The organism is Pyrococcus woesei (genome assembly GCF_050496105.1).
Taxonomy (GTDB): Archaea; Methanobacteriota_B; Thermococci; order Thermococcales; family Thermococcaceae; genus Pyrococcus; species Pyrococcus furiosus.
This window is the reverse complement of sequence record NZ_CP179867.1, coordinates 733,464-756,811: the sequence shown is the minus strand read 5'-3', so window position 1 is coordinate 756,811 and position 23,348 is coordinate 733,464. Positions and strand designations below refer to the sequence as shown.

27 protein-coding genes, 1 tRNA gene and 2 pseudogenes are annotated in these 23,348 nt (G+C 40.5%); 12 read left to right on the top strand and 18 right to left on the bottom strand.

The window, feature by feature from the left end; genetic code table 11:
* Positions 1-31: 31 nt before the first annotated feature.
* The 4 genes from ACMFNG_RS04240 to ACMFNG_RS04225 all read right to left on the bottom strand — a co-directional run bounded on the left by ACMFNG_RS04240 (position 32) and on the right by ACMFNG_RS04225 (position 3,125).
* On the bottom strand, positions 32-1,228 hold the full coding sequence (locus ACMFNG_RS04240; RefSeq protein WP_011011366.1) for a class I SAM-dependent rRNA methyltransferase: 1,197 nt from the start codon (positions 1,226-1,228) through the stop codon (positions 32-34).
* 355 nt (positions 1,229-1,583) lie between these two features.
* Positions 1,584-2,036: an Lrp/AsnC family transcriptional regulator gene (locus ACMFNG_RS04235; RefSeq protein WP_014835095.1), complete on the bottom strand. Its 453-nt coding sequence runs from the start codon at positions 2,034-2,036 to the stop codon at positions 1,584-1,586.
* Positions 2,037-2,067: 31 nt separating this feature from the next.
* Positions 2,068-2,625 carry an XTP/dITP diphosphatase gene (locus ACMFNG_RS04230; RefSeq protein WP_011011364.1) on the bottom strand — a complete coding sequence of 186 codons (558 nt, stop codon included), beginning with the start codon at positions 2,623-2,625 and terminating at the stop codon, positions 2,068-2,070.
* Between the two features lie 11 nt (positions 2,626-2,636).
* Positions 2,637-3,125: an adenosine-specific kinase gene (locus ACMFNG_RS04225; RefSeq protein ID WP_011011363.1), complete on the bottom strand. Its 489-nt coding sequence runs from the start codon at positions 3,123-3,125 to the stop codon at positions 2,637-2,639.
* Between the two features lie 153 nt (positions 3,126-3,278).
* Here ACMFNG_RS04225 and ACMFNG_RS04220 point away from each other — a divergent pair, with 153 nt between their 5' ends.
* Positions 3,279-4,208: an Lrp/AsnC family transcriptional regulator gene (locus tag ACMFNG_RS04220; protein WP_014835094.1), complete on the top strand. Its 930-nt coding sequence runs from the start codon at positions 3,279-3,281 to the stop codon at positions 4,206-4,208.
* On the opposite strand, the gene ACMFNG_RS04215 is transcribed toward ACMFNG_RS04220, so the two are convergent.
* On the bottom strand, positions 4,201-4,512 hold the full coding sequence (locus ACMFNG_RS04215) for a DUF5748 family protein (protein WP_011011361.1): 312 nt from the start codon (positions 4,510-4,512) through the stop codon (positions 4,201-4,203). The genes ACMFNG_RS04220 and ACMFNG_RS04215 overlap by 8 nt on opposite strands.
* A gap of 408 nt (positions 4,513-4,920) precedes the next feature.
* Positions 4,921-5,127: a hypothetical protein gene (locus ACMFNG_RS04210; protein WP_014835092.1), complete on the bottom strand. Its 207-nt coding sequence runs from the start codon at positions 5,125-5,127 to the stop codon at positions 4,921-4,923.
* Positions 5,128-5,360: 233 nt separating this feature from the next.
* On the opposite strand from ACMFNG_RS04210, the gene ACMFNG_RS04205 reads away from it, so the two are divergent.
* From ACMFNG_RS04205 to ACMFNG_RS04195, 3 genes and pseudogenes are all read left to right on the top strand, one after another.
* Positions 5,361-6,554 (top strand): ATP-binding protein, encoded by a 1,194-nt coding sequence (locus ACMFNG_RS04205; protein ID WP_014835091.1) that lies wholly within the window; start codon positions 5,361-5,363, stop codon positions 6,552-6,554.
* Positions 6,555-6,617: 63 nt separating this feature from the next.
* Positions 6,618-7,197 (top strand): annotated as a pseudogene (locus ACMFNG_RS04200) (DDE-type integrase/transposase/recombinase); the annotation flags it as partial.
* 130 nt (positions 7,198-7,327) lie between these two features.
* On the top strand, positions 7,328-8,485 hold the full coding sequence (locus ACMFNG_RS04195) for a tryptophan--tRNA ligase (protein WP_011011356.1): 1,158 nt from the start codon (positions 7,328-7,330) through the stop codon (positions 8,483-8,485).
* A gap of 68 nt (positions 8,486-8,553) precedes the next feature.
* Here the strand turns inward: ACMFNG_RS04195 and ACMFNG_RS04190 are convergent, their stop codons facing one another.
* Both ACMFNG_RS04190 and ACMFNG_RS04185 read right to left on the bottom strand, forming a co-directional pair.
* The gene (locus tag ACMFNG_RS04190; RefSeq protein ID WP_011011355.1) at positions 8,554-9,396 is read right to left on the bottom strand and encodes an SDH family Clp fold serine proteinase; all 843 of its coding nucleotides are present in this window, start codon (positions 9,394-9,396) and stop codon (positions 8,554-8,556) included.
* A 49-nt stretch (positions 9,397-9,445) separates the two neighbouring features.
* Positions 9,446-9,975 (bottom strand): annotated as a pseudogene (locus tag ACMFNG_RS04185) (IS6 family transposase).
* Between the two features lie 159 nt (positions 9,976-10,134).
* Here ACMFNG_RS04185 and ACMFNG_RS04180 point away from each other — a divergent pair.
* The 6 genes from ACMFNG_RS04180 to ACMFNG_RS04155 are packed head-to-tail and all read left to right on the top strand — an operon-like array spanning position 10,135 to position 14,729.
* Positions 10,135-10,395, top strand: coding sequence for a UPF0147 family protein (locus tag ACMFNG_RS04180; RefSeq protein ID WP_014835090.1), 261 nt, complete (start codon positions 10,135-10,137; stop codon positions 10,393-10,395).
* Positions 10,396-10,446: 51 nt separating this feature from the next.
* On the top strand, positions 10,447-10,800 hold the full coding sequence (locus ACMFNG_RS04175) for an ASCH domain-containing protein (RefSeq protein WP_014835089.1): 354 nt from the start codon (positions 10,447-10,449) through the stop codon (positions 10,798-10,800).
* Positions 10,797-11,492, top strand: coding sequence for a DUF1614 domain-containing protein (locus ACMFNG_RS04170; RefSeq protein ID WP_011011352.1), 696 nt, complete (start codon positions 10,797-10,799; stop codon positions 11,490-11,492). The genes ACMFNG_RS04175 and ACMFNG_RS04170 overlap by 4 nt, the downstream gene beginning before the upstream one ends.
* A 12-nt stretch (positions 11,493-11,504) precedes the next feature.
* Complete coding sequence (locus tag ACMFNG_RS04165) at positions 11,505-12,344, top strand: ribose-phosphate diphosphokinase (protein WP_011011351.1); 840 nt, start codon at positions 11,505-11,507, stop codon at positions 12,342-12,344.
* Positions 12,345-12,396: 52 nt separating this feature from the next.
* Positions 12,397-13,659, top strand: a complete 1,263-nt coding sequence (gene glmU, locus ACMFNG_RS04160; protein ID WP_011011350.1) for a bifunctional sugar-1-phosphate nucleotidylyltransferase/acetyltransferase — start codon at positions 12,397-12,399, stop codon at positions 13,657-13,659.
* Entirely contained in the window at positions 13,656-14,729 is a 1,074-nt protein-coding gene (locus ACMFNG_RS04155) for a DUF835 domain-containing protein (RefSeq protein WP_430515218.1), read from the top strand. Before glmU ends, ACMFNG_RS04155 begins: the two co-directional genes overlap by 4 nt.
* Here the strand turns inward: ACMFNG_RS04155 and ACMFNG_RS04150 are convergent.
* The 4 genes from ACMFNG_RS04150 to ACMFNG_RS04135 are packed head-to-tail and all read right to left on the bottom strand — an operon-like array spanning position 14,715 to position 17,627.
* Positions 14,715-16,112, bottom strand: a complete 1,398-nt coding sequence (locus tag ACMFNG_RS04150) for an acetate--CoA ligase family protein (RefSeq protein WP_011011348.1) — start codon at positions 16,110-16,112, stop codon at positions 14,715-14,717. The genes ACMFNG_RS04155 and ACMFNG_RS04150 overlap by 15 nt on opposite strands.
* A gap of 59 nt (positions 16,113-16,171) precedes the next feature.
* Positions 16,172-16,735: a winged helix-turn-helix domain-containing protein gene (locus ACMFNG_RS04145; RefSeq protein ID WP_011011347.1), complete on the bottom strand. Its 564-nt coding sequence runs from the start codon at positions 16,733-16,735 to the stop codon at positions 16,172-16,174.
* Positions 16,735-17,040: a DUF211 domain-containing protein gene (locus ACMFNG_RS04140; protein WP_011011346.1), complete on the bottom strand. Its 306-nt coding sequence runs from the start codon at positions 17,038-17,040 to the stop codon at positions 16,735-16,737. Before ACMFNG_RS04140 ends, ACMFNG_RS04145 begins: the two co-directional genes overlap by 1 nt.
* A gap of 8 nt (positions 17,041-17,048) precedes the next feature.
* On the bottom strand, positions 17,049-17,627 hold the full coding sequence (locus tag ACMFNG_RS04135; RefSeq protein WP_288072356.1) for a winged helix-turn-helix domain-containing protein: 579 nt from the start codon (positions 17,625-17,627) through the stop codon (positions 17,049-17,051).
* Positions 17,628-17,696: 69 nt separating this feature from the next.
* Between ACMFNG_RS04135 and ACMFNG_RS04130 the strand changes: the two genes are divergently transcribed.
* Positions 17,697-19,337: an ArnT family glycosyltransferase gene (locus ACMFNG_RS04130; RefSeq protein ID WP_223208993.1), complete on the top strand. Its 1,641-nt coding sequence runs from the start codon at positions 17,697-17,699 to the stop codon at positions 19,335-19,337.
* Positions 19,338-19,791: 454 nt separating this feature from the next.
* Here ACMFNG_RS04130 and ACMFNG_RS04125 read toward each other — a convergent pair.
* Positions 19,792-19,868: transfer RNA gene (locus ACMFNG_RS04125), tRNA-Arg, on the bottom strand.
* 28 nt (positions 19,869-19,896) lie between these two features.
* Positions 19,897-20,379 carry a GNAT family N-acetyltransferase gene (locus tag ACMFNG_RS04120; RefSeq protein WP_014835087.1) on the bottom strand — a complete coding sequence of 161 codons (483 nt, stop codon included), beginning with the start codon at positions 20,377-20,379 and terminating at the stop codon, positions 19,897-19,899.
* A 49-nt stretch (positions 20,380-20,428) separates the two neighbouring features.
* On the opposite strand from ACMFNG_RS04120, the gene ACMFNG_RS04115 reads away from it, so the two are divergent.
* A complete protein-coding gene (locus ACMFNG_RS04115; RefSeq protein ID WP_011011338.1) occupies positions 20,429-21,043 on the top strand; it encodes an HD domain-containing protein in 615 nt (204 codons plus the stop codon).
* Here ACMFNG_RS04115 and ACMFNG_RS04110 read toward each other — a convergent pair.
* From ACMFNG_RS04110 to ACMFNG_RS04095, 4 genes are read right to left on the bottom strand one after another with little or no spacing between them, the layout of a single operon-like run.
* The gene (locus ACMFNG_RS04110) at positions 21,036-21,824 is read right to left on the bottom strand and encodes a glutamate cyclase domain-containing protein (protein WP_011011337.1); all 789 of its coding nucleotides are present in this window, start codon (positions 21,822-21,824) and stop codon (positions 21,036-21,038) included. The two genes, ACMFNG_RS04115 and ACMFNG_RS04110, sit on opposite strands and share 8 nt — an antisense overlap.
* Entirely contained in the window at positions 21,821-22,003 is a 183-nt protein-coding gene (locus tag ACMFNG_RS04105; RefSeq protein ID WP_011011336.1) for a hypothetical protein, read from the bottom strand. Before ACMFNG_RS04105 ends, ACMFNG_RS04110 begins: the two co-directional genes overlap by 4 nt.
* Entirely contained in the window at positions 21,987-22,646 is a 660-nt protein-coding gene (locus ACMFNG_RS04100) for a TIGR02253 family HAD-type hydrolase (protein ID WP_011011335.1), read from the bottom strand. The genes ACMFNG_RS04105 and ACMFNG_RS04100 overlap by 17 nt, the downstream gene beginning before the upstream one ends.
* A complete protein-coding gene (locus tag ACMFNG_RS04095; RefSeq protein WP_011011334.1) occupies positions 22,640-23,329 on the bottom strand; it encodes a hypothetical protein in 690 nt (229 codons plus the stop codon). The genes ACMFNG_RS04100 and ACMFNG_RS04095 overlap by 7 nt, the downstream gene beginning before the upstream one ends.
* Positions 23,330-23,348: the final 19 nt, after the last annotated feature.

Below are 23,348 nucleotides of genomic sequence, written 5' to 3'. Positions count from 1 at the left end.
CCAACCACCGTGTACCGAAAAATCTTCGTTTCTAATGCTTCATATCTTCCACATAAAGGAACAGACACTTCAAATACTCGGTATCCTTGGATGCCATTAGAATTGGATGGTCGGGAGCTTGCGTTCTATAGGGCTCCAACATCTTCAAGAACTTCCCAGCTTTCGCTCCCGCCGCTATTATCATGTCTTTGAACATCTGAAGATCAACATGTTGGGAACAAGAACAGGTAACCAGTATTCCCCCATCCTTCACTAAATTCAACCCCGCAAAATTAACGTTGAAGTAAGCTCTCATTCCCGCTTGCAAATCCTTTTCATGCTGGACAAAAGCTGGAGGGTCAAGTATAACTATGTCGAACTTTTCTCCTTTCTTTTGGAGCTTTTCCATCTCTTCAAAAGCACTACCCACTATGAACTTTATTCTATCCTCAACCCCATTGAGCTTCGCATTTTCCTTTGCCGTTTCTATGGCCCTGGGAGATTTATCTATGGCAATAACCTCCTCAGCTCCAGCAATTGCCGCATGTATGGCAAATCCACCGGTATAGGTGAACACGTCCAAAACTCTATCTCCTGGCTCAACCCACTTTTCCAATGCCAATCTATTTTCTCTCTGATCCAAGAAAAATCCTGTCTTTTGCCCTCTCATATCAACTATGAACTTTGCTCTACCTTCCTGTATTATTGTCCTGTATTTTTCCTTTCCCAGGAGAACTCTTTCAATCTCTGGGAGTCCCTCTCTTCTCCTACTTCTTCCAGTGTTCTTCTCGAACACGGTCTCTATCTCAGGTTCAACTTCCATAATTGCCTCAGCAACTTCAAGTTTAAATCTCTCCATCCCTGCACTTGAGATTTGAAGGGAGGCTATGTCATTAAACCTATCCACTATCAATCCAGGCAGATAATCGGATTCCCCATAAACCATTCTGTAGACGTTTGTATACTTCAGAACCTTTTTTCTGTACTCGTTTGCTTTCCTTATTCTCTCCTTGAAGAGTTCTTTGTTTATCTCTACATCCTTGTCTCTCGTGACTATTCTAACCATGATGTTGGAGTTTGGATTTGCAAATCCCTTTCCAAGGAATTTTCCTCCCCTTGTGTACACTTCAACGATGTCTCCAGGCTTTATCTCTCCCTCTGTTCTCACTACTCCCTTCTTGAAGACTATCATTGCCCCCTTTCCAATTGCTCTCGCGGCTTGAGCATCAACAATAACTCTCGCTACCATTTTCTCTCCCCACAACAATAAGAAAAGTATAGTTTAAAAAGGCTCACCTAACCTCGCTTCATCATCTCAATCAGTAAGGAGAACGTCGATCATCGCCATTGTGTTCACCAAAATACTTAAATACTTATTTACTTAAATAGTTTTTGGTAGTGATGCCAGCCTAATGAAGTCGGTGAACGAGGTGAGGTGGAGGGCTGGTTGAACCCTGCGAGTGTTCGGGCGACCCGTTCCGCCGTAGCGAACCGAGAGAGAAAAGAGAAATGGGTGGGACGGTCTAAGTCCGGGCACTCACAGTAAATCGGGGAATGAATTCTCACGTGAACTCATAAAAGTTCACATGAGGAAGACCCCAACTTTAAATCTCTTCTTTAATGGTAACAAAAGACACCATTGTTACAGTTTGCCCCACACCCTTAATCTCCCTTAACTTCTCTATCACAATTTTACCAACTTCTTCTGCATTTGCGGCCCTAACTTTGAGGAGAATGTCCCATTCCCCCGCAACTATGTGAACTTCATAAACGCCCGGTATTTTAGCTATTTGTTCGGCAACCTCCTTTTGGGTTAGGCCAGAATCAGGGTCATATCTAATCAATACAAAGGCCGTTGTTCCAAGGTTTAGCTTCTTGTAGTTTGGTTTTATCGTGAACTTCTCAATTATACCCTCCTCTAGGAGCCTCTTTATCCTATAGTGGACGGTTGTCCTGGGAATTCCAAGCTTTTTGCTTAGGGCTGCTATGTTTTCTCTCGCATTTTTCTTGAGCTCTTCGAGCAACATTTTATCAGTCCTGTCTAAGAGCTCTGCCATTTTAACCACCAAGATTATGTTTGACACATATTCATTTTTTAAGGTTTTCTTTCATCCATCTATAGAATTCCTTTAAAGCCTTTCCCCTATGAGATACAGAATTTTTTTCTTCTGTTGACATTTCGGCAAATGTTTTATCAAATCCATCGGGAACGAAAATTGGGTCATATCCAAATCCATGCAAGCCCCTCTTTTCGTTAGATATTCTACCTCGAACTTCCCCCACAAAAAGGTGTATTTCTCCATCATAGAATCCAATCACACTCTTAAAGTAGGCTTTTCGATTTTCAATTCCTTCCATAAGCTTCAATATCCCATCCAGTCCTATTGTCTTGTAAACATAGGCAGAATAGACACCGGGAAAACCATTTAGTGCTTCTATGAACAGGCCTGAGTCCTCAATTATGAAGGGCTTGTCCACTTTATCTTTCAACCAGTTTAGCCCAAAAACTACCACGTCCTCCAACGTATCGGCCTGAATCTCTGGATATTCAAGAGGCTTTTTTATAACATTAATTCCCAGGGGTTCCAAGAATTTCTTTGCCTCCCTAACTTTTCCATCATTTGAAGTAATAAAAAATAGTTCCATAGAAAAATCCCTCAATCAATCTTATAACCTATCTTTTCTACTAGCTCTCTCCTCTCTTTCTTCTGTTCCTCAGTTTCAATCTTAGTGGCAGCCTTTCCATCAACAACCCCAATAACTGCTCTTCCCAACTCAGTTTCGGCAACTATAACTTGGAATGGATTTTCACTAGCCCCATAAACCATTGCCACAGCGGGATGGTTCTTAATGGTATTTAGAACGTTTATTGGGTATGCATTCTTCATTAAGATGACGAACACATGACCAGCTCCAATCTTGAGAGCATTCTTAGCAGCGAGCTTTTCTAACTCTGGGTCATTGCCAGTATACCTAGTCAATTGAGGCTTAGCTTCATTCATTGCGATTCCGAACTTTATCCCAGGAACTGTTGTCAGGAGAGCTCTAGCTAAATCGTCAACTGTGAATATAGAAAAGTTTCCTTGGCCTATTATCACTTCTACACCTTCAGGTTTCTCAATATCAACAACCTCTATCCTCACCATCTCTCCTCCCCCTAATTAAAGTTCTCTTAGGTAAATAAAAACTTTACTTGTCTCTTTTTTGGATCAGGAGCATAGCCTTTAGGTAAACAAAAACTTTACTAAATTCACCGAAATTCCTTTTAAGATTTGAGTAATTCTATTTACTGGTCGGAAATGAGCGAGGTTAATTGGGATGATATCCTTTGGTTGGTTGAAGTATTAGAAAAACACCCAAGGGATAGCCTGAGAAGCATAGCTAAAAAGGAAGGAATAAACTACTACAAACTCAAAAGAATCTACGACAAATACTATGGAAAATATGTGGTTGTGAGTGCACTCTACAATATAACAAGAATAGGCCTTAAGAGTTACATAGCATTTTTGTCCATTCCAAAGTCAGAAATAATACCAACTGCAGAACTGCTATCAGAAAACCCCTTTATTGTATATATAACCCCCATCTTTGGATTTAAGAATGGAATCGAGGTTATATTACAGATCCCCTACGATCAGGAAAAATACCTACCTGAGTTCTTCTCCCGCTATTCAAATGACTTCGAACTTTACGAAGTCTGGGATCCAAGAAGCGACCCTATGAAAAGAAAATTTGGCTACTGGGAGTATCCATATGAATACGCAGTTTTGATGGATATTCTAAAGACGGACGCAAGAACTCCCATGAAAGAGTTAGAAGCAAAGCTAGGGAAGAAAAGGCCAACGATAAACTTTATGATACACAAACTAATCGAAGATAAAGTTATAGACGGATTTTCAACCTTCATAGAAAATGTTGAAGAAGTGCATGACAGATGCTTTATAGGAATATCAACTAAAGTATCCCCAGAGGAAGTTATAAAGAGATTTCCAGAGATAGAGATTACAATCGGAATACTTAATCCAAAGGGAATTTTGATTGAATGGTTCTTCTCTTCCCAAGAAGACATTGGTAGAAAAGTCCTGGAATTCAGCGAGTACGTTGACAAGCTCGCGATAGGATACCTTGACTTGCTATATGAATTGAACAACAAATTACTGTCTTCAAGGTTTTCAAGAATGATAAGAAAAGATGGAAAAGGGTATAGATCAATCTTGGAATTCATTTAGTGCCTCTTTTCTTTAATATTTTCTGGAACTCAGAATAATCTGTAACAACTCTAACATTATCCAACGTTTCGAAGTACACCTTTTTGATTTTGACTTTCTTTACATTTGTATACTTCATTTCAGGAGGATCATATTCCCCAGGCTCCACAATTTCATCCTCTATAACATAAGTCTTAAGTTCAGGTTCACCAACATACTTCCAAACTTCATAGAATACCTCAGGTTTCAAATGTATTTCATTCTCTAATTCAATATAATCTTCCCCAATATCTTCAAGAAACTCCTTTATGACTTCAGAGTTCATGGGTGCCACCAATAATATAATACCTCATTGTGGATTATATACCTATCGCAAACCCGATACTATCATTATTTATTTTGTCTTGGGTAGAACCCAAAAGGCAAGAGCTTGGCCGGGAGTATTTCAAGTCGAGTGTGGGGTTATTGTTTGCTCTACTGCTTGGAAATACTTTGATGCATCTTGACCCCACAGGGAGGCCACAAACAGTTCGGGGGATATTCTCATTGGCCCCAGTCGCATATTTTGCCCTGGGAATATCTGCGGTTATTAGCTACCACCTCCTCAAGTGCTTCAAGCAGGAAAAGATGCTCAAAAAGCCCGGAGAGTCAAAGTAATCGACTACCTTCCTCACAAACTTCTTAATCTCAGGCGAGATTTTCGGCCGTTCTTTTGACGAAGCTGAGAATTCTCTCACGAACCTCTCTTCCCCGAGCAATACTCAAAGGGAGAACCTTCGAGATATGCCTCTGAATAGCGTGGAGCTATATAGTTCCTGTCGAGCTTCATAGTCCAGTGGAACAGTTCTCCAGGGACATCAAAGCCCTCATCTTGCAGGTTTCTCAACATGCGAGTATGGTTGATCAATGGAACTGGACTTGGCCTACTTGGCCACGCCATGATTACCGATTATCACCCAGCGATGAGTTGGCTGATGCCCCTTGGAGCCCCTCATAATATTCTTTTACCTTCGATACAGGGATTACACAAAGCAACTCCTCGCAATCCAGCTCAAAAAGAGTAACAAGGCCGAAATCTCGATCAAGCTCTGACCCCCCCATTTTTAAATCCTGAGAACTCACACTTCTCAATCTTTATAAATGGTTGAGAACTATAACTTCTCAGGTGTGCCTATGAGACTGGACGATCTCACCTACATGAACCCCTGGTGGGAGGGAAGAGAGGACTACCACGTGAGACGCTGGAAAGAGCAGAGGTTACACTGGAAGCCGGGGTGGCTGGAAAAGCTTTCGCTCAAGCCCTTCTCCCTCAACTTTGTCCTCGGCCCGAGGCAAGTTGGGAAAACCACAGGGATAAAGCTCCTAATTCAAGAACTCCTGAAGGATAACCCCCCAGAGTCAATCCTCTACATCAACGTCAAGGTTTTGCCAGGCCACCGCGAGCTCTTAAACCTCCTACGCGAGTTCCAGGAGCTTAAGGAGAAGGAAGGGGTTAAAACGGGTTATATCTTTCTCGACGAGGTTACCTCCCTTGAGGGCTGGTGGCGCGGTGTTAAACCACTCATAGACGCCGGTCTCCTGAAGAACGACGTGGTCACGGTTACGGGCTCAAGCTCCCTGGGGGTCAGGAGAGACATCGAGCTCTTCCCGGGCAGGAGAGGGAGTGGAAAGACCATAGAGGTCATGCCACTCTCATTTCCTGAGTACGTGGAGGTAATGGGGCTTAAAAAGCCGGAACTTTACAGGGAAAAAGTCCTGAAGCTCTTCGAGGACTACCTGACTACCGGCGGATTCCCGACTTCAATAAACGGCCTTCCGATGGAAGATCTCCTCGGGGCCTACATTGGAGAGATTGTCCGCTTTGGGAAGAGCCTTGAGATAGCGAAGGAGACGCTCTCTGCCCTGATAAGGAGCGCCCCCTCGGCGACAAGCTTTAGGGCTCTGGCTGGAATTACCTCAGGTTACTCCTACAAGGTGGTTCAGGACTACATTGAGCTCTTCACCGAGCTTTACGTCCTCGGGATAGCCTACCTTAAGCAGGGAAACCAGGTACTCTACAAACGTGAGAAGAAGTTCTTCTTTCGTGATCCTCTTCTGGCTAGGCTCTTCGCCCTGTGGAGCGGGACTGAACTAAAGGAGGATGCACTATATGAATGGGTAGTTCAGGAGCACCTATACCGCCGTTTCGGCGAAGTGTACTACTACCGGAACTCCTACGAGATAGATGCAATAGCAGGGGACCTCAAGGTGGAGGTGAAGGCCGGCAAGACCCACAGGAGGTATCCAAAAAACGTAAGGGTGCTGGAAAAGGAGGATGTGCCCTTCTTTCTGCTTGAACTTACTCACGAGAGCACTTCTCGATTTTAAATCCCTGGGAGAAGGAACTTCCTTAGAAGGCCGGTGGCGCGTGGATAGTGTTAGGATAGAAGGCTGGAATCACTCTTTACTGGCCTTAAACCCTTGCGCCGGAATAAAATTCCGATGGAGAAGAAGATCAGGGTATGGGATTATACTTGAAAGGCCCCAGTTACAAGCAAGTCGCCAGGATTCTCGGGATGAGTCACTACCGGATGAAAATGCTGGCGATGAAGAAACGGGAAGTTGATGATACTGTGACTAAGATTAATGGGGAGAGAAGATACCTCTGGGCGGCTATTGATGTTGAGAGCAGGGAGATTCTTGCGATATAAATCACTCCTGTGAGGAACCGGTGGATTGCCAGGGATTTCATTGGTAATGTGTTAAATACCTGCCTGGTTGATGGTGGCCCGTGGTATAAGTCAGCGTTTAAAGCCCATGGGCTGTATCTTCACGTTACATTTGAACCGAGTTGAGCGCTGGTTCATGACGTTAAAGGAGCAGACAAAACGTTTCTAGAATAAGGATTGAAGGAGAGTTTACAGGGTTGTTTTTTCTGTTCGCCTTCTAGTATAACTGTGTTAGGTTTCATTCCCGGTTTGGTTGTCCACCTACTGACCCGACTGAATGGCTTCAGGAGGTGATGCCCCAGTCCCAACCAAAAATTTTAAATTTGAAAAAGAGCTTTAAAGATACATGCTCGGTGGTGGTTTTTGGCTCGAATAACCCTCCAAGCTTAGATTTCTATTCTGGGTCAAACTATCTTGTAGAGGTGATATTCTATGGAAGAAGAATTTAAAGTCACACCCTGGGAAGTAGAAGGCATTATAGATTATAACAAACTGATAGAGCAGTTTGGGACGTCTCCCCTAACAGATGACCTACTAGAAAGAACTGCAAGATTAACTAAAAGTGAGCTACCAATATTCTTCAGGAGAAAGTTTTTCTTCTCCCACAGAGACTATGATAAGGTGTTAGATGACTACGAGCAGGGAAAAGGATTCTTCTTATACACCGGAAGAGGACCCAGTGGGCCTATGCATATTGGCCACATAATTCCGTTTTTTGCGACAAAATGGCTTCAGGAGAAGTTTGATGTAAATCTCTACATCCAAATTACCGACGACGAAAAGTTTCTATTTAAGGAGAACTTAACATTTGAGGATACAAAGTACTGGGCCTATCAAAATATCCTTGACATAATAGCTGTTGGTTTTGATCCAGACAAAACATTTATCTTCCAAAACAGCGAGTTTACAAAGATATACGAGATGGCCATTCCAATAGCAAAGAAGATTAACTTTTCGATGGCAAAAGCCGTGTTTGGATTTACAGAGCAGAGCAAAATTGGAATGATATTTTTCCCCGCAATTCAAGCAGCTCCTACGTTTTTTGAAAAGAAAAGATGCCTAATTCCAGCGGCAATAGATCAAGACCCATATTGGAGATTACAGAGGGATTTTGCCGAAAGCTTGGGGTATTATAAGACTGCAGCCCTGCACTCAAAATTTTTCCCACCACTTACAGGTTTAGAAGGAAAGATGAGCGCGAGCAAACCAGAGACGGCTATATATCTCACAGACAACCCTGAAGAGGCTGGAAAGAAAATTTGGAAATTTGCCCTAACAGGAGGTCAACCAACCTTAAAGGAGCAGAGAGAAAAGGGCGGAAATCCAGAGAAGTGTGTTGTGTTCAAATGGCTTGAAATATTCTTTGAACCAGACGATAAAAAGCTCATGGAAAGATATTATGCCTGTAAGAATGGAGAGTTGCTTTGCGGAGAATGTAAGAGATATCTAATCCAGAGAGTTCAAGAATTCCTCAAAGAACATCAAGAAAAGAGGAAAAAAGCAGAAAAATTAGTGGAAAAGTTCAAATATACTGGAAAACTGGCTCAAGAACAGTGGAATAAGGCCATACCAGATCCTTTAAAGAAGTGAATTCTTGTTTTCTTCACTTTTTTCATAACTAAGTAAAAGAAACACTAAAAACTGGAGTTTTTTATTGATCATTTCTTCCCTTCTTGCTTTACTGGGTATGGCATGAATTCTACTGTTCCTCTCTGCCTAACGGGCTGTTTGTAGAGTTCCATTAAGGCGTAAACCTCCTCAGGAACATTTGTATCTACCTCAAGACCAAGCTCTCTGGCATGTTCAACCGTTATTGGGTAGTCATGCGTCCACCTTCCTTCTGTTAAGATCTGGGCCAGCTCTCTTGCTTTTTCCTCACCGTACTTATCCTTTAGAAGATCATACAAGAAATCCTGCACCTGTTTTATGGCCTTCTTTGCAACGTCCGCAAGTATTAGCGTCTGATCATCGACTTTCTCCGCTCCCTTCTGTTCAACAGCTTTTATTATACTAGGGGCGGGATACTGACCCAGCTGAGGATCAACTGGTCCCAAAACTGCATGAGGATCCATTATAATCTTGTCCGCTGCAAGAGCTATCAAAGTCCCACCGCTCATCGCGTAGTGGGGAACTATCACCCTTGTTTCAGCCGGGTGATCCTTCAAAGCTTTGGCTATTTGTGTTGCTGCCAATACCAACCCACCAGGAGTGTGGATTATCAAGTCGATTGGCTTATCTTTTGGAGCCATTCTTATTGCCCTGAGTACCTCTTCACTGTCTTCAATGCTTATGAACTTGTAAACTGGAATCCCAAAGAATCCAATGCTTTCTTGCCTATGGATCATTGTAATTACAGTGGAATTTCTCTTCCTTGCCATTTTTTCCAGTAATTTTGCCCTAGCAATTTGCAGCTGTCTGTATTGGAGCTGTGGCCCCATGAGCAAATAGAAAAACAATATCCACCATATCAATGATCCCACAAATCCACTCAGGGGATCCATACAATCACCTTATATGACTTTTCAAGCCAAGAATAAATTACAAACTTATTTAACACTTTTGGAGGAATAAAACATACTGTCGGGATAACTGGGGCAAACCTCTCAAAGCCACTCAGTTACATCATCAGGCAGACAACCGAATCAGGAGTGAATTTTGGTAAAATTATACCAGAAGGTAAACGGAAACACCAGTCACTAACCCTGAAATTATTCCAGGAGAGCTTTGTTCTCTCCTTAAAAGTACTAAATTAGCGTTCAACTTGGACCCAGAGGTTACATGTAGCCAAGGGAGTTGAACACTGACTCATGCCAAGGCCCTCTATCCACCAGGAAAATTAGCTCTCCCTCACAGGATTTCAAAATTTGTTCTCTGTTTTTTGAGTGCGAGGATTTTCGGTTGGTAAACTGCTTTCGCGTTCCAGACTGTTGTGTGGCTGATTTCGAGGATTATTCTACCCCTCTGTAATTAGCCCATGCAGATAAAAGGTCATTGCCCTGCATCTTCTTTTTCAGACTTTTGTTCCAGCGAAAAGGCTTTGAGAGTGAGAGTAAGCAGTAAACAATAGTTTCAGTTCTTATGTTTCTCTTTTTCTGAAAATTATCAGAAACTTAAACCTAACATCTCACTCTTTATCCTGACAGTATCTTTTTTTCAACGGAAAAATTTTTAGCATGATCTAAGTTAATTCTACACAGGGATTTAGTTACCTATTGTAAATGATTGTGGAGGTGGTAGTAATGACAAACATTGAGGAAAGAATTAATCAAATAATCCAGGTTCTTAGAGAACAAGTTGTTCAAGACACAGCTGTTCCAAGAAATATTAGGAGAGCTGCCGAGCAAGCAATTGAGGCTTTACAAAACAAGGAGAAAGAACCAGCGGTTAGGGCCGCTGATGCAATTGCAATACTTGAGGAAATTAGTGAAGACCCCAATATGCCTCTTCACACAAGAACTATCATTTGGGAAGTTTTGGGAGCATTAGAACAAATTAAGTGAATGGAGTTGAACTTATATAGATCTTTTTTCTTTTTTTATTTCGGGAGTCGTATGAAGGGGTTAATAGTTCGACAACCTTATGCTAAGTGGATCGTGGAGGGTAAAAAAAGCTGGGAAATAAGAAAAATGCCAACTAAAATAAGGGGAAAAATTGTGATTATTTCTGAGAAAAAAGCTCTTGGCACTGTAGAGATTGTTGATGTCCTAGGCCCTTTTACTCCAGAAGAGCTCAGCAAACACGAAAATAAGCATCTTGCAAGTTATGAGTTTTTAAAGAGATACTCAAACGGAAAAAAACTTTACGCTTGGGTACTGGCAAATCCTCAGAAGTTTGAAAATCCAATAGACGTTGAGATACCAAATGGAGCGCAAATCTGGGTAAATCTGAGGGGGTTCACACTTTGAAAAAATTTCTTATCCCTCCAATCTCCCCAATCATTCTTCTTGTTCTTGCCCTCTTAATGCCTATAATATTTTTAATGTTTGCAGAAAGTGTGAGGATTGCATTTCTTAAGCTTGGAATTCCAGCCTCAGTTGCCTACCTTTTATTCATCTCCTCCCTTTTCGGTAGCTTTATCAACATTCCAATTGCCGAAATAAAATCATACGTTCCAACAATCAAGGTCTCAGAAGTAACTTTTTTTGGCATTAGGTATGTGGTTCCTTATTTGGATATCTCGGAAGATATAACAGTTGTAGCTGTAAACCTTGGAGGATGCTTAATTCCCCTAAGCGTTTCCTTGTACATTCTTTTGACAATAATGAAGACAGTAGGAATTCAAGGAGTACTAAGAGCTATCATTGCGGTAGTTGTGGCTTCTCTTGTAATTAACTCCGTCTCAAGACCAGTTAAAGGGCTTGGAATAGCTGTGCCAACTTTTGTTCCCCCCTTGGTTGCGATTTTATTAGCCCTAATATTGGACACAAACAAACCTGCAATTGCATATATATCAGGAACCTTAGGAACGCTGATAGGAGCTGATCTTATGAACTGGAGAAAGCTAAAAAATATAGGCGCACAGATGGTTAGTATTGGAGGTGCAGGAACTTTTGATGGAATATATCTTTCCGGTTTATTTGCCGTGCTCTTAGTGTAGGGGGTAGGAAAGATGTTGGTGATAGGGAGTGGAGCAAAACATCTAGAGGGGGAAATAAAAGAAAAAGCCCCAATTACCAACGTTGAAATTAAAAAATTTCCAGACGGAGAAAAGTACGTAAGAATACTAGAAAAGGGAGATAAAGCCATAGTTGTTCAGTCCACATACAAACCCCAAGATGAATTCTTGATTGAAGCCTTACTCTTAGGAGATGCACTAAGGGAGAATGGATACAGGAAGCTAAAGATAGTTATTCCATACATGGCATATTCACGACAGGATCGAGTGACAAAAGAGGGAGAGCCTATAAGCATTAGGGCAGTACTAAAAATGCTTGGTCTTTACTATGATGAGCTCTATGTCATGGACATTCACAATCCAAAAACTCTAGAATTCTTCCCCGGGAGAGCAGAGAATATTTTACCTTCAAAAGAAATTGCCGAGTATTTTAGTGATAAACTTGGAGAAGGAATAATTTTAGCTCCAGATAAGGGGGCATTAGAAAGAGCAAAGGCAATTGCAGAGATTCTTGGCTTAGAATATAGCCACTTTGAGAAGAAAAGAATATCACCAACAGAGGTCCAGATGACTCCTGTGAATATTGATGTAAAAGGGAAGAACGTCCTAATAGTTGACGACATAATAAGCACAGGAGGAACTATGATAAAAGCTACTGAGATACTTAGAAAGTTGGGAGCAGAAAAAGTATTCGTAGCAGCAACTCATGGAGTTTTTGCAGAGGGAGCTATTGAAAGGTTAAGTAAGGCGGTTGATGAGCTGGCAGTTACGAATACAATTCCAACACCAGTGTCAAAGATAAGCATAGTTCCTGAGATCTTGAACCTTCTATAGTAGCGAAACTTATTTCTATCTTTTATTTAAATATCAATAATGGGGAGTTAGTATGAAAGCTATAATACTTGCCGCTGGAAAAGGTGAAAGGCTTAGGCCACTCACTGATGATAGGCCAAAGGTTGTTCTAAAGATCGCCAACAAACCAATAATTAGCTATGTTCTTGAAAACCTTGACCCATTTGTAGATGAATTTATCATAGTTGTTAAGTACATGAAGGAGAAAGTTATTGATTTACTCGGTGATGAATTTCGCGGAAAGCCAATAACTTATGTGGAGCAGGGAGAAGAAGAGGGAACAGCTGCAGCAGTGTATTCCGTAAAAGAGTTTATAGAGTCTAATGAAGAGTTTTTCGTTGTCAATGGCGATTTATATTTTGAACCCGATGCAGTAAAGGGCCTTCTTCATGTTTTCAAAAAAGAGAAAGGAGATGCAGGCATCGTTGTGAAAGAATTTGAGAACCTCAGCCAATATGGAATGGTAGAGGTAGAGAACGGTAAGGTGAAAGGGATAATAGAAAAGCCAGGCAATGTCAAAGGATATGCAAACCTAGGAATATACATTTTCAAGTCAGATGTCTTTGATTACATAGAGAACACCGAAATAAGTGAGAGGGGAGAATATGAGATTACAGACACGATAAACCTCATGATAAAAGATGGCAAAAGTGTGGTTTACTACAACTATGAAGGATTCTGGAGCGATATTGGAAGGCCATGGGACTTACTTGAAGTGAATGAATACATTCTAAAAACTAAGCTAAAACACGAGATAAGAGGAGTTGTCGAAGAGGGAGCAACAATAATCCCACCTGTGGAAATTGGAGAGGGAACAATAGTAAGGGCAGGAAGCTACATAATCGGGCCCGTTAAGATCGGAAAAAACTGTAGAATCGGGCCGAACTGCTACATAAGACCATATACAAGCATAGGAGACAACTGCCACATAGGAAATGCCGTTGAAGTTAAAAATTCCATAATAATGGATAATTCAAATGCCCCTCACTTAAACTATGTTGGGGATTCAATAATCGGGGAAAACACAAATCTTGGGGCTGGAACAATAACAGCTAACTTGAGACACGACAAGGGGACTATCAAGGTTGAAGTTAAAGGAAAGTTAGAGGATTCAGGGAGGAGAAAGCTCGGTGCAATAATTGGGCACAACGTAAAAGTAGGGATAAACGTCACAATTTATCCAGGAAGAAAAATTGGTAGTAACTCTTTCATAGGCCCAGGAGTTATAGTTGATAAGAACATCCCACAAAACGTTCTTGTTACAGTTAAGCAGGAGAAAAAGGTGATTGAGAAATGATTATTCCAATTTTAAATTTTGTTTCACGATTGATATTGGCCGGAACTTCCCTCTATAAAACATTGAAAGTTAAAGATAAGGGCTGGGGACTAATTACGCTAGGCTTCACACTTTCAGCTCTAGACATTGAAGAGTACATATTAGAACCCCTGGGAATAAAAGTAGCCCCAGAACTTTCACCAATTTCCCAGAGTGTTTCAATGTTTTACGTAGGATTTTTCTTCCTAGCAGGCGGGCTATTAATTAAGTTAAAGGATATCACCCTAAAGCATGAAGCTATTCTCAGTACGATTGTTCTACTTTCCTACATATGGATATTTATGATTGCAACTAAAATAATCACGGGAGACAGTGCCCTAATATTTCCATCAATTGTCTTCAGCCTCTCTACGATTTATTTAGGCCTAATCTTTCTAAACTATATAGTAAATCCGAAATCATTGGAAATCTTACTCCCCCTGGGACTTATTGGGTTAGGCGCCCTAAATCTAACATATCCATTCACCAGAAACATAGAGTGGTTTGCAAGCTTTGCATTTCTTACTGCAAGCATTCTTAGAGTACTATCGGCTATTGGTATAGTGAAGCTTGTCTTCTTTGCCTCACCATCGCCTTCCCGAAGAGAGTCCCCTACACAATTGAAACCAGGAGCATGTTGGAGTGACAATCCTAAGAAAGTACTGGAAATGTTATCTCCCATGAACATAATAGCGATAACAAGGAGTATACCAGAAAATACTCCAAACTCATGGTTTATCTACTGGCTTACCAAGGTGGAAGAAGGAGAAGTTAGAGAAAATATATATGCTATTTCACCAACAAAGCTCGAAATTTTACCAGATTTAGTCAAAAAAGCCTTAAAACTAGGGTATGATGGGGTCTATATTGACGGGATAGAAGCTCTCGTAATTGAAAATGGGTTTAAGTCTGTAGCTAAGTTTCTACTACATATCAAGGACATCGTCCTAGCAGAGAATAAGTTTATTATTTTAACTCTTGATCCACGAGCACTAAAGGAAGAGGAAATCAAGATAATAGAAAAAGAATTCAAGAAATTAGAGCTCAGCTAAATACTTTCCATACTTAATCAGGGCATAAACTGCATCTACCCCATCCTCAACTGTTTCAAAGACTGGAATCCCCTTTTCCTCTATTTTTCTCGCCATTCTTTCTGGATACTCACCACCTGGGGCCACAAAGACTATTGGCTTTCCGTACTCCTTAACTCTCTCCATAACGTCCACTATTCCTTCGTCCAAAGCTGGACTCTGGAAGAGCGCTATCACAACAACTATGTCAACATTTGGATCCTCTAGAACATATCTAATCGCAGTCTCATATCTACTTGAGGGTGCATCCCCAATTACATCAACTGGATTCTTATAGCTCATGTGCTCAGGCAATAGTCCCTCTTCAATGGCCTTTCTGAACTTTTCTTTAGTTTCCTCCGTGAATTCTGCCAACTTTAGACCTGCCTCTAGAAGACCATCGCTCATCATTACTCCAGCCCCACCACCATTAGTCACTATTGCAACTCTATCTCCCTTGGCTGGACTTTGCATCGCTAAGGCTTTCGCATAGTTAAAGAGCTGTCTCATGCTTTTAGCTGCAAGAACACCAGTTTGCTCGAATGCTGCTTGATATATTTTGTAACTTCCAGCGAGTGAGCCTGTGTGAGAAGCAGCAGCCTTGGCTCCAGCCTCAGTCCTTCCAGCCTTAAGAATAATTACGGGCTTGACTTTTGTAGTCTCTTTAGCCGCATTGAAAAACTTTCTTCCATCCTTTACTCCCTCTATATAGGCTGTTATTACCTTGGTTTTTGGATCATCCTTTAGATATAGCATAAAGTCACTCTCGTCTAAATCTGCCATGTTTCCCAGGCTAATGAACTTGCTCATTCCGACTTCATGCCTTGCAGCCCAGTCAAGTATGGCTGCCCCAAAAGCACCACTTTGGCTCATAAACGCTATTGGGCCAAATTTTGGCCTTGCCTGTCTTTCTGGAGGATTAAAATTACAATCAAACCCATTCTCCAAGTTAGTAACCCCAAGACAATTGGGACCAACTACACGTATTCCCCACTTTCTAGCCCTCTTTACCAGCTCTTCCTCAAGATCTGCCCTTCCTGCCTCCTTAAATCCAGCTGAAATAACAATGGCACCTTTGACTCCTTTTTCTCCACACTCATCAATTACATCAGGAACGAACTTTGCTGGAACAGCTATTACAGCTACATCGACTTCATCTGGAATTTCCTTTATACTTCTGTAAACCTTGAACTTCTTTCCATTTATCTCAATTTCTCCTTCCTTCACGTTCACTGGGTAGACTTTTCCATTGAAATTTGCTGCGAGAGACTTCATTATTGCATTTCCCACTTTCCCAGGTGTTGCAGAAGCTCCTATTACTGCAACGCTCTTTGGATAAAATAGAAAGTCTAGGTTAACTGTCATTGTTTCATCACCCTAAAATTTCCCAGAATCTTTACATATATAAAGGTTTCCAAGTTGGATTAAATATCCAACAGCTCTCTAAGAAGCTTCGCCTTCTCTACGTGTTTTGGAGAGTATAGGAAAACTATGAAGTTTAAAAGATGGATGAAGGTAACTTCATCTATATTTAAAGAAGATAGCTTGCTGATAATTTCCTCTGACTCCGAATCTATGGAGGTAAAAACTTCCTCTAAGATTTCCACAAACTTATTCCTGTCTTTAATTTTAATTCCACTCTCTTCAAGCGCTTTCGCCAGTTTTTCTGAACTCTGCATGAAATATGCTTTTTTAAACCGCTCCATCTCCTCCCCCAATCCAGATCCAATCCTTACCAAAAATATCAAGGCTGTCCTTCCATAAACTGTTTCATTTCCAATTTTTTCTACTTCCTCTACAAGACCTGCTTCCTCTAAAGCCTTTATGTGCCTATAAATGGTCGATTTATCCTTCCCAATAACCCTAGAGATTTCAGAGACTGTCATCGGATGGTACCTTAGAAGCTCAAGTATCTTAACTCTAGTTGGATCAGAGAGAGCCTTAATCTGCTTGGGATCAGAAATTATCATTACATCCTTTCTACACATTAGTACTCCTCCAACTTATCTTGAGGAGTTTCCCCCTCTTCAATTATCCTTTTACCAGCGGCGACCATGTCAATACTGTGCACAACTCCTCCAAATTCTTCTATCGTTCTAACTATCTCTTCATAATTCAAATTGTCTCCTACTATTGTGACTTTAACGTTCTCAGTCTCCTTGTCAATCTCAACCAAAGTTATGTTAACTCCATCAACACCCTCTAACTCACTCAGCCCCAGTGCTAACTCAGTAACTAGGGGCTGGTGAGGTTTTAAAACGTCCAACACTAGCAACCTTATTCCTTTGCCCATTTCTCCTCTCACCTTTTCAAAATTTGACCAAGCTTTTTAACTAGTTCGATGTACTCCTCATCCTGAGCAAGCCTTGCCATTGCAAGCCATTCGATTGCATGGATAATATCCTCGTTTGAAAATTCTTTTAAAGAATCTTCGACATTCTCTATTTCCTTAGAGATTTCAACCTTTACCTCATGCTCCTTTTCAAGAATTCTGTCCATGACATTCAAGAGCTCTTCTTCATCAAACTTATAGCCGAGCTTTTTGAATATATCGAGCTTTGTTTTTAATCTTGAACGGGCTAAGTACCTTAGCTCCTCATCTCCCATGTATAGGTTTATGTAAAACACGTCTGCAGTCCTTCCATAGTACTTCTCCACTAAATTACCTTTCATTTCTGTTCTCTTCACTTCAACTAATCCAGCTTCCTTGAGCTTTTCAATATGGTGGTAAATAGTCTGTGGCGTTTTTCCCAGGATTTCGCTGAGCTGTGAAATCGTCATTTCCCTGTTCCTCAACAGCTGGAGAATTTTTCTCCTAGTATCTTCTAGCATTACTTTTATAACCTCAGGATCAGTTATTACCTTGACCCTTTTAGTCATTCCATTACACCCTCCATATTTTAACGTTCTGATTAAAGTTTACAAAGAAAGTTAAAACTTTTTCTATGAATGCCTCAAATAGGGACAAGAATGAAGGAGGGGACTGAAAAAATTATCAGTATCTACCTTATCCTCATTGCAATGCTTATTACACTTCCATATTTCCTAACAAGGAAAACCCTTCCTGGGTACATTATAGGAGGAGACACACTTGTTCATGCAGCAATTGCTAGGGGGATATACCTCGGTAGGAATCCCTTTCTAGATCAGACATACAATGTGTATCCAAGCTGGTACCCATTTCTATACCACTTAATAGTTGCAGTCACTTCCAAAGTCTTTCAAATTTCAATAGAAGGGGCTATGCTATTGCTGCAAGCAACGCTTGCAATACTTGGATGTATCGTCTTCTTTTATGTTGCGAAAAATCTCTGGGGAAGCACTGCTGGTATAATGGCAATGGCATTTTCATTAATGTTTTTGCCCTTTCACCGTTATCCAAACCCAAAAGAACTAATACCTATCTTTGGAGCTCTTTTTATATTGTACTTCGTAAAAGAGAGGTGGGTACTTTCTGGCATTATCTTAGGACTTGGGCTCTGGTCTCACTACGCTTCAATGTTTCCACTTTTTGTTCTACCTTTAACAGTTTACATTTTTACAAGAAGAAAGGAAGTTATAACTCCTCTCTTAATATCAACCATAGTTTTCCTCCCATTTGCAATTAACATAATTTCCCATGCGGATCACATTATTCCAAAAGTTGAGGATATATACGCCTTCTGGAAAACAGACACCCTAGAAAAGAAACTTCTAAGCTTACTTCCCCCTATTTACTTGGTCCCATTTCTGCTGCTTTCCCTATATAAATTCTATAAGCGCAGGGATTATGAAGGCACAGTATTGTTTTTATCTGTAGTGACGATATGGGGCTTGAGATTGCTTCCCGAATCATTAAAACCATTTGGAATACAAATATGGTCCACAAGGTTTACCGTTCCTCTCCCTACAATATATCTCCTCTTAAGTGCCTACGGAATTTCAGAAATTAAAATTACCTCAAAAGACATAAAGACAATTTTCCTTGGAATACTCTTATTCCTAATTCCAATAGCCTCAGCACTAAATTTTTGGGAAGCCATTAAAAGAGATCCATTTATATGGGTTTCTGAATTTGAACTCAAGGAATACTTCCCAGAAGAACACTTTATCGAAGTTTCAGAGTGGATAAAAGCAAATACGGAGAGAGATAATCTTATTGCGACCAGTGAAGAAGCTGGAATGATGATTAATGCCTTAACAGGACGACCAATCATGGCAACTCTTTACGGTCATGGTAACACATTTTTAGACAATGAAATTCGGCGCAAAGACTTAGAACTACTGTTTACTGCAGATTGCAAAGAAAAAGCAAAAATAATCTCCAAATACAAAATTAAATACATTGTTCTTGATACTTTTGTATACAAGCGATGGGAAGTAAAAGACATGTCCTGCATTGCTGAGCCAGTATATAAAGTTGAAAATGTGACTATTTTGAGAGTAAACTTAAATATTACATACACCAATAAAGGGGAAATCAGGATGAATAAAAAGTTATTTTGGCTCCTATTGATTGCCTTTGTCGTAAATTTTTCAGTTATTTATGGAAGGAAAAATCCCTGTTGGAGGAAATGGAGGAGATACGATAATTCACATGGCCATGATTAGAGGAATTTACCTTGGCAGGAATCCATTCCTAGATCAGCATTACAATGTCCCTCCAAACTGGTACCCTTTTTTTGTATCACGCGTTAATAGCCCTTTTGGCAAGAATAACTCACCTCTCAATTTGGAACCTAATGATCTGAACCTCTCTCGTCTTCGCACTGCTAATGGTTTTTGCATGGTATAAGCTCGGGGAAGAACTAGATGAGAAATATGGGGGACTTCTGCTAGGTTCAGTGTCCTTCTTATTATTAAAATCTCAACTGTTCCCAAATCCCAAGGAGCTCATTCCAATTCAAGAGAAAGGAAATCATCGAAAAATACAACTTGAAGTATTTAATTTTAGATCCCTACACTAAAAAGAGCTTCAACGCCACAGTCGAAGATTTTGAAAATGATTTTATAATAGTGTTCCAATGGGAAGAATTCTATATCTTGAAAATAGAGCAAAAGTAGTTGGCGGGCCCGCCGGGATTCGAACCCGGGACCTCCGGCTTAGAAGGCCGGCGCCCTATCCTGCTAGGCTACGGGCCCGCATCCGAAAATGGGTTATTAGATGGATTTATAAATTTTGTCTTCGTCTCACCATCCTAACCCATATCCCCTTCTTACCAACTGGTACAAACCCAAACTTTTCATAGAGTTTCATCGCCCCAAAATTCTTCTCCCCTACCCAAAGCTCAATTGTGTCACTACACTTCTCCAAGAAGTCGAGACATGTCATCAAAAGCTTCTTTCCAATCCCTTTTCCCTGCCACTCTTTAGCAATTACAAACTCATGGATTGCCCCCACAATCTTACCCTCAAATCTGCTATACCAATCACAGTCACACACTATGAAGCCCACTATTTTATCACCAACCTTTGCAACAAAAAAACCATCTTGAGCCCTTCTCCAGCACCACTGAATGTATTCTCTAGCGTAATCTTCGCCCTCTCCTCCATATTCTTCTAGTCCCTTATATCCGCTCATATAAACGTCAATTAGTTCCCTCAATGTTTTCTCGTCAAGATTTTTAAGCTTCTCAATTTTAACCTCAACCATCAGAGAAATCTCCTGACTCATATTTAAAATAATATCGGAGGGAATCAATGTGAACAAAAGGTGCGAAGAAGTGTTAAGAAGGTATTTTGCTGAAGTTCCCTTTATCATAGAAAAGGCCTGTGAACTTGCAGAATCAATGCTAGGAGAAGGTAGCCACGGACTATCACATACGATAAGAGTTCTAGATTTAGCCCTCCAAATTGGAAGAGTGGAGGGAGCAAATCTAGAAGTTTTAGCCCTGGCAGCTATCCTTCATGATATAGCTAGGCCGCTGGAGGACAAGGGGAGGATAAAAGATCATGCTCAGGAGGGAGCAAGAATTGTTCGTAGTTTTCTCTCAAAGCTTAGGTATCCACACGTTGATGAAGTTGCCCATGCAATTGAAGCTCATCGGTTTTCAACTAATATAGAGCCAAGGACTCTCGAGGCAAAGATTCTGAGCGATGCTGACAAAATAGACGCCCTAGGAGCCATTGGGATTGCCCGTGTATTTATGTATGCTGGAGAAAAAGGGAGATCTATAGAAGATTCAATAAAACACTTCGAAGAGAAAATACTAAGGCTTAAGGATTTAATGTACACTGAGACTGGGAAAAGGATTGCCCAGGAAAGGCACAAAATTGTAGAAGAGTTTGTAAATATACTAAAGAAAGAACTCATTTAATTTTAATCTCAATAAGGGCATTCAAAAGCTCCATGAATTTTTTATGAAAGGATAGTGGAATGCCATCCACACTTAACTCTCGCCTTTTTGTTATCCCATCAATAAGGCCCTCATTTACGAGTGCCTTAACAACCTCCTCCTCGTCAAATTCTCTTAGGAGGTTTCTTCCTTCCATAATCGAAAGAGCTGCAACCAAACCATAAGCCCCCCAGTTCGACACTCCTGCCACTATTAGCTCTGTAGTCTTTACTACAGAATAATATTTCCCAGATAATTCCAAGTTCCCCATCCCAATCTCATTTCCACCATCGCCGATTCCGATTGTCGGTATTCCCAACTTATTACCTTCAATGAAGAGGGAATCGTAAGGTCTAACATTAACTTCTAAACCAGAAAAGGAGTAGTATTTGCCCTCTTTATTCCTCCCAGGGGTCTCAATGCTTATTAAAAGAGAATAGTTTAGGTCTTTAGGAAATTCTGTTATTATATTTTTGTAAAAAGATTTTAGGGCATCTTTCACAATGTCCTCTGTTAGAATTATTGCCTTGCCCCCTACTTCCTCTATGGCAAGAGCCAAAGCTAGAGCCCCTGGAGGACCATCAGTTTCAGGAATCATTAAAGGAGGGATAGGAAAAGCGGAAACTATCAATACTTTCTCCTTATTTTTCTCAATCAAACTTAATGCATTGTCAAAATAGTTAGGATTGTTATGCTTGAGCTTCAAATAGAAATTGGAAACTCCTCTATTTCCAACATCGGTGGCAATGAGGTGCTCTATCATTTATCTTCAACCTCATATACCACTATTTTTACTTTCTTACCTTTAATGGCCTCTTTTAATTCCCACCACAGCCTTGTAGGGTTTTCTTCCCTATGAATTAACACATCATCTCTAGCTGTCTTCACAACTTTCTCCTTATAGTTGACAAATATGCCCTCCTTTTCAAATATCTTTTTCATTTTCAGCCACCTCCACAACTCTAATTAGTTCCTTCATTTCATAGATTTCAAAGTCGGGTAAATTAAAACCTTTCTCCCTTCCCCTATTTATCCAAACGGTCTTAAATCCGAGGGCCTTGGCCCCCAGTATGTCATTTTCCAAACTATCCCCAACCATCAAGCTTTCAGTAGGCTTTGCTCTAACTCTTTCCAATCCTGCAAGAAAAATTTTAGGGCTTGGCTTCACTGCCTTAACATCATCCCTCGTTATTATGACATCAAAGAACTTATCTATATCCGTAACCTTGAGCTTGAGAAGCTGGTAGTGAGGGCCACTTGTAATTATTCCCAGCTTGTATTTACCGGAAAGTTCTTTAAGAACTTCCCTCACTCCTGGGTAAAGTTCTATTTTCTCTGGATACTTTCTAATGAAGTCCTCATAACGAAGAGGTAGATTAAAGTAAGAGAAGAAGAAATTCCAATCATACCATTCATAAGTCCCCTTCCTTTTTTCAATCTCTCCTAAAAATATTTCTCTTGCCTCTTTCTTAGACACGCCCAGCTTTTTTGCTAGCATTTCATAAACTTGAGGCAACATTAACTTTACAAGGGGCCATTCCGTCAGCAATGTTCCATCAATATCAAAGAATATTACCCTCACCATTTTCTCACCAGTAGCGCAAGTACTTCAATATTTTTAGCCCGATTGTCCGACATTATCCCCCAAATTATATCCTTCTCTTTTAATACTTCCTGAAACTTCTTAAGAATTGAAATTACATCCTCCAAGGGCATATCATTTCCAGCTAGAATAGTTATAAGGCCTCTCTCCCAAATGCCCCAGTGCCAATCAAAATTTATACTATTTAAACTCCTCAAAATCCCCACATTTCCCCCTCTTATAATGTTAAGAAAGTCGGCATAATCCACGTTAACAAGCATTTGATTATCGAGATAGTAATAGAGCCTAGATATCATGCCTCCTATTGTAGACGCAGCCTTGTTATAGGCCTCCCACAGAGGTTTTTTCTCATCGAGAAAATCCCAGAGAGAGTCGTAAAAGACTGTCTCAAACTCATTAGACCATTCCGGCTTTTCTTCAAAAACTAATTCTTTCCCAGGTGTTAGAAGATAAGCAATTTTAAGAGCTTTCGAAGGAAGTATATCAAGTAAAATTTCCAGAATCTCAAGATCTACTTTTCGATTTTCTAAAATTGTCCAGATGTGAGAATCACTATCTAAAGTAGAGAACATGTCCTTTAACTTCTTTATAAATAAAGAGCGAGCAACAACATAACTAGTTGGGTTTATATAGAAACGTTTCCCCTGTTCATCACCTATAGACATAACTATCTTATTAGGGGCT

Coding starts and splice junctions, on each gene's coding strand:
- ACMFNG_RS04230 (WP_011011364.1), bottom strand. CDS start 2,625: ATGGAACTATTTTTTATTACTTCAAATGATGGAAAAGTTAGGGAGGCA.
- ACMFNG_RS04225 (WP_011011363.1), bottom strand. CDS start 3,125: ATGGTGAGGATAGAGGTTGTTGATATTGAGAAACCTGAAGGTGTAGAA.
- ACMFNG_RS04140 (WP_011011346.1), bottom strand. CDS start 17,040: ATGGGCAAAGGAATAAGGTTGCTAGTGTTGGACGTTTTAAAACCTCAC.
- ACMFNG_RS04135 (WP_288072356.1), bottom strand. CDS start 17,627: ATGACTAAAAGGGTCAAGGTAATAACTGATCCTGAGGTTATAAAAGTA.
- ACMFNG_RS04215 (WP_011011361.1), bottom strand. CDS start 4,512: ATGAACTCTGAAGTCATAAAGGAGTTTCTTGAAGATATTGGGGAAGAT.
- ACMFNG_RS04175 (WP_014835089.1), top strand. CDS start 10,447: ATGAAGGGGTTAATAGTTCGACAACCTTATGCTAAGTGGATCGTGGAG.
- ACMFNG_RS04240 (WP_011011366.1), bottom strand. CDS start 1,228: ATGGTAGCGAGAGTTATTGTTGATGCTCAAGCCGCGAGAGCAATTGGA.
- ACMFNG_RS04155 (WP_430515218.1), top strand. CDS start 13,656: ATGATTATTCCAATTTTAAATTTTGTTTCACGATTGATATTGGCCGGA.
- ACMFNG_RS04210 (WP_014835092.1), bottom strand. CDS start 5,127: ATGGCGTGGCCAAGTAGGCCAAGTCCAGTTCCATTGATCAACCATACT.
- ACMFNG_RS04235 (WP_014835095.1), bottom strand. CDS start 2,036: ATGGCAGAGCTCTTAGACAGGACTGATAAAATGTTGCTCGAAGAGCTC.
- ACMFNG_RS04100 (WP_011011335.1), bottom strand. CDS start 22,646: ATGGTGAGGGTAATATTCTTTGATATTGATGGAACATTGCTGACGGAA.
- ACMFNG_RS04145 (WP_011011347.1), bottom strand. CDS start 16,735: ATGTGTAGAAAGGATGTAATGATAATTTCTGATCCCAAGCAGATTAAG.
- ACMFNG_RS04165 (WP_011011351.1), top strand. CDS start 11,505: ATGTTGGTGATAGGGAGTGGAGCAAAACATCTAGAGGGGGAAATAAAA.
- ACMFNG_RS04190 (WP_011011355.1), bottom strand. CDS start 9,396: ATGGATCCCCTGAGTGGATTTGTGGGATCATTGATATGGTGGATATTG.
- ACMFNG_RS04120 (WP_014835087.1), bottom strand. CDS start 20,379: ATGGTTGAGGTTAAAATTGAGAAGCTTAAAAATCTTGACGAGAAAACA.
- ACMFNG_RS04220 (WP_014835094.1), top strand. CDS start 3,279: ATGAGCGAGGTTAATTGGGATGATATCCTTTGGTTGGTTGAAGTATTA.
- ACMFNG_RS04110 (WP_011011337.1), bottom strand. CDS start 21,824: ATGATAGAGCACCTCATTGCCACCGATGTTGGAAATAGAGGAGTTTCC.
- ACMFNG_RS04150 (WP_011011348.1), bottom strand. CDS start 16,112: ATGACAGTTAACCTAGACTTTCTATTTTATCCAAAGAGCGTTGCAGTA.
- glmU (WP_011011350.1), top strand. CDS start 12,397: ATGAAAGCTATAATACTTGCCGCTGGAAAAGGTGAAAGGCTTAGGCCA.
- ACMFNG_RS04205 (WP_014835091.1), top strand. CDS start 5,361: ATGAGACTGGACGATCTCACCTACATGAACCCCTGGTGGGAGGGAAGA.
- ACMFNG_RS04105 (WP_011011336.1), bottom strand. CDS start 22,003: ATGAAAAAGATATTTGAAAAGGAGGGCATATTTGTCAACTATAAGGAG.
- ACMFNG_RS04130 (WP_223208993.1), top strand. CDS start 17,697: ATGCCTCAAATAGGGACAAGAATGAAGGAGGGGACTGAAAAAATTATC.
- ACMFNG_RS04095 (WP_011011334.1), bottom strand. CDS start 23,329: ATGTCTATAGGTGATGAACAGGGGAAACGTTTCTATATAAACCCAACT.
- ACMFNG_RS04195 (WP_011011356.1), top strand. CDS start 7,328: ATGGAAGAAGAATTTAAAGTCACACCCTGGGAAGTAGAAGGCATTATA.
- ACMFNG_RS04180 (WP_014835090.1), top strand. CDS start 10,135: ATGACAAACATTGAGGAAAGAATTAATCAAATAATCCAGGTTCTTAGA.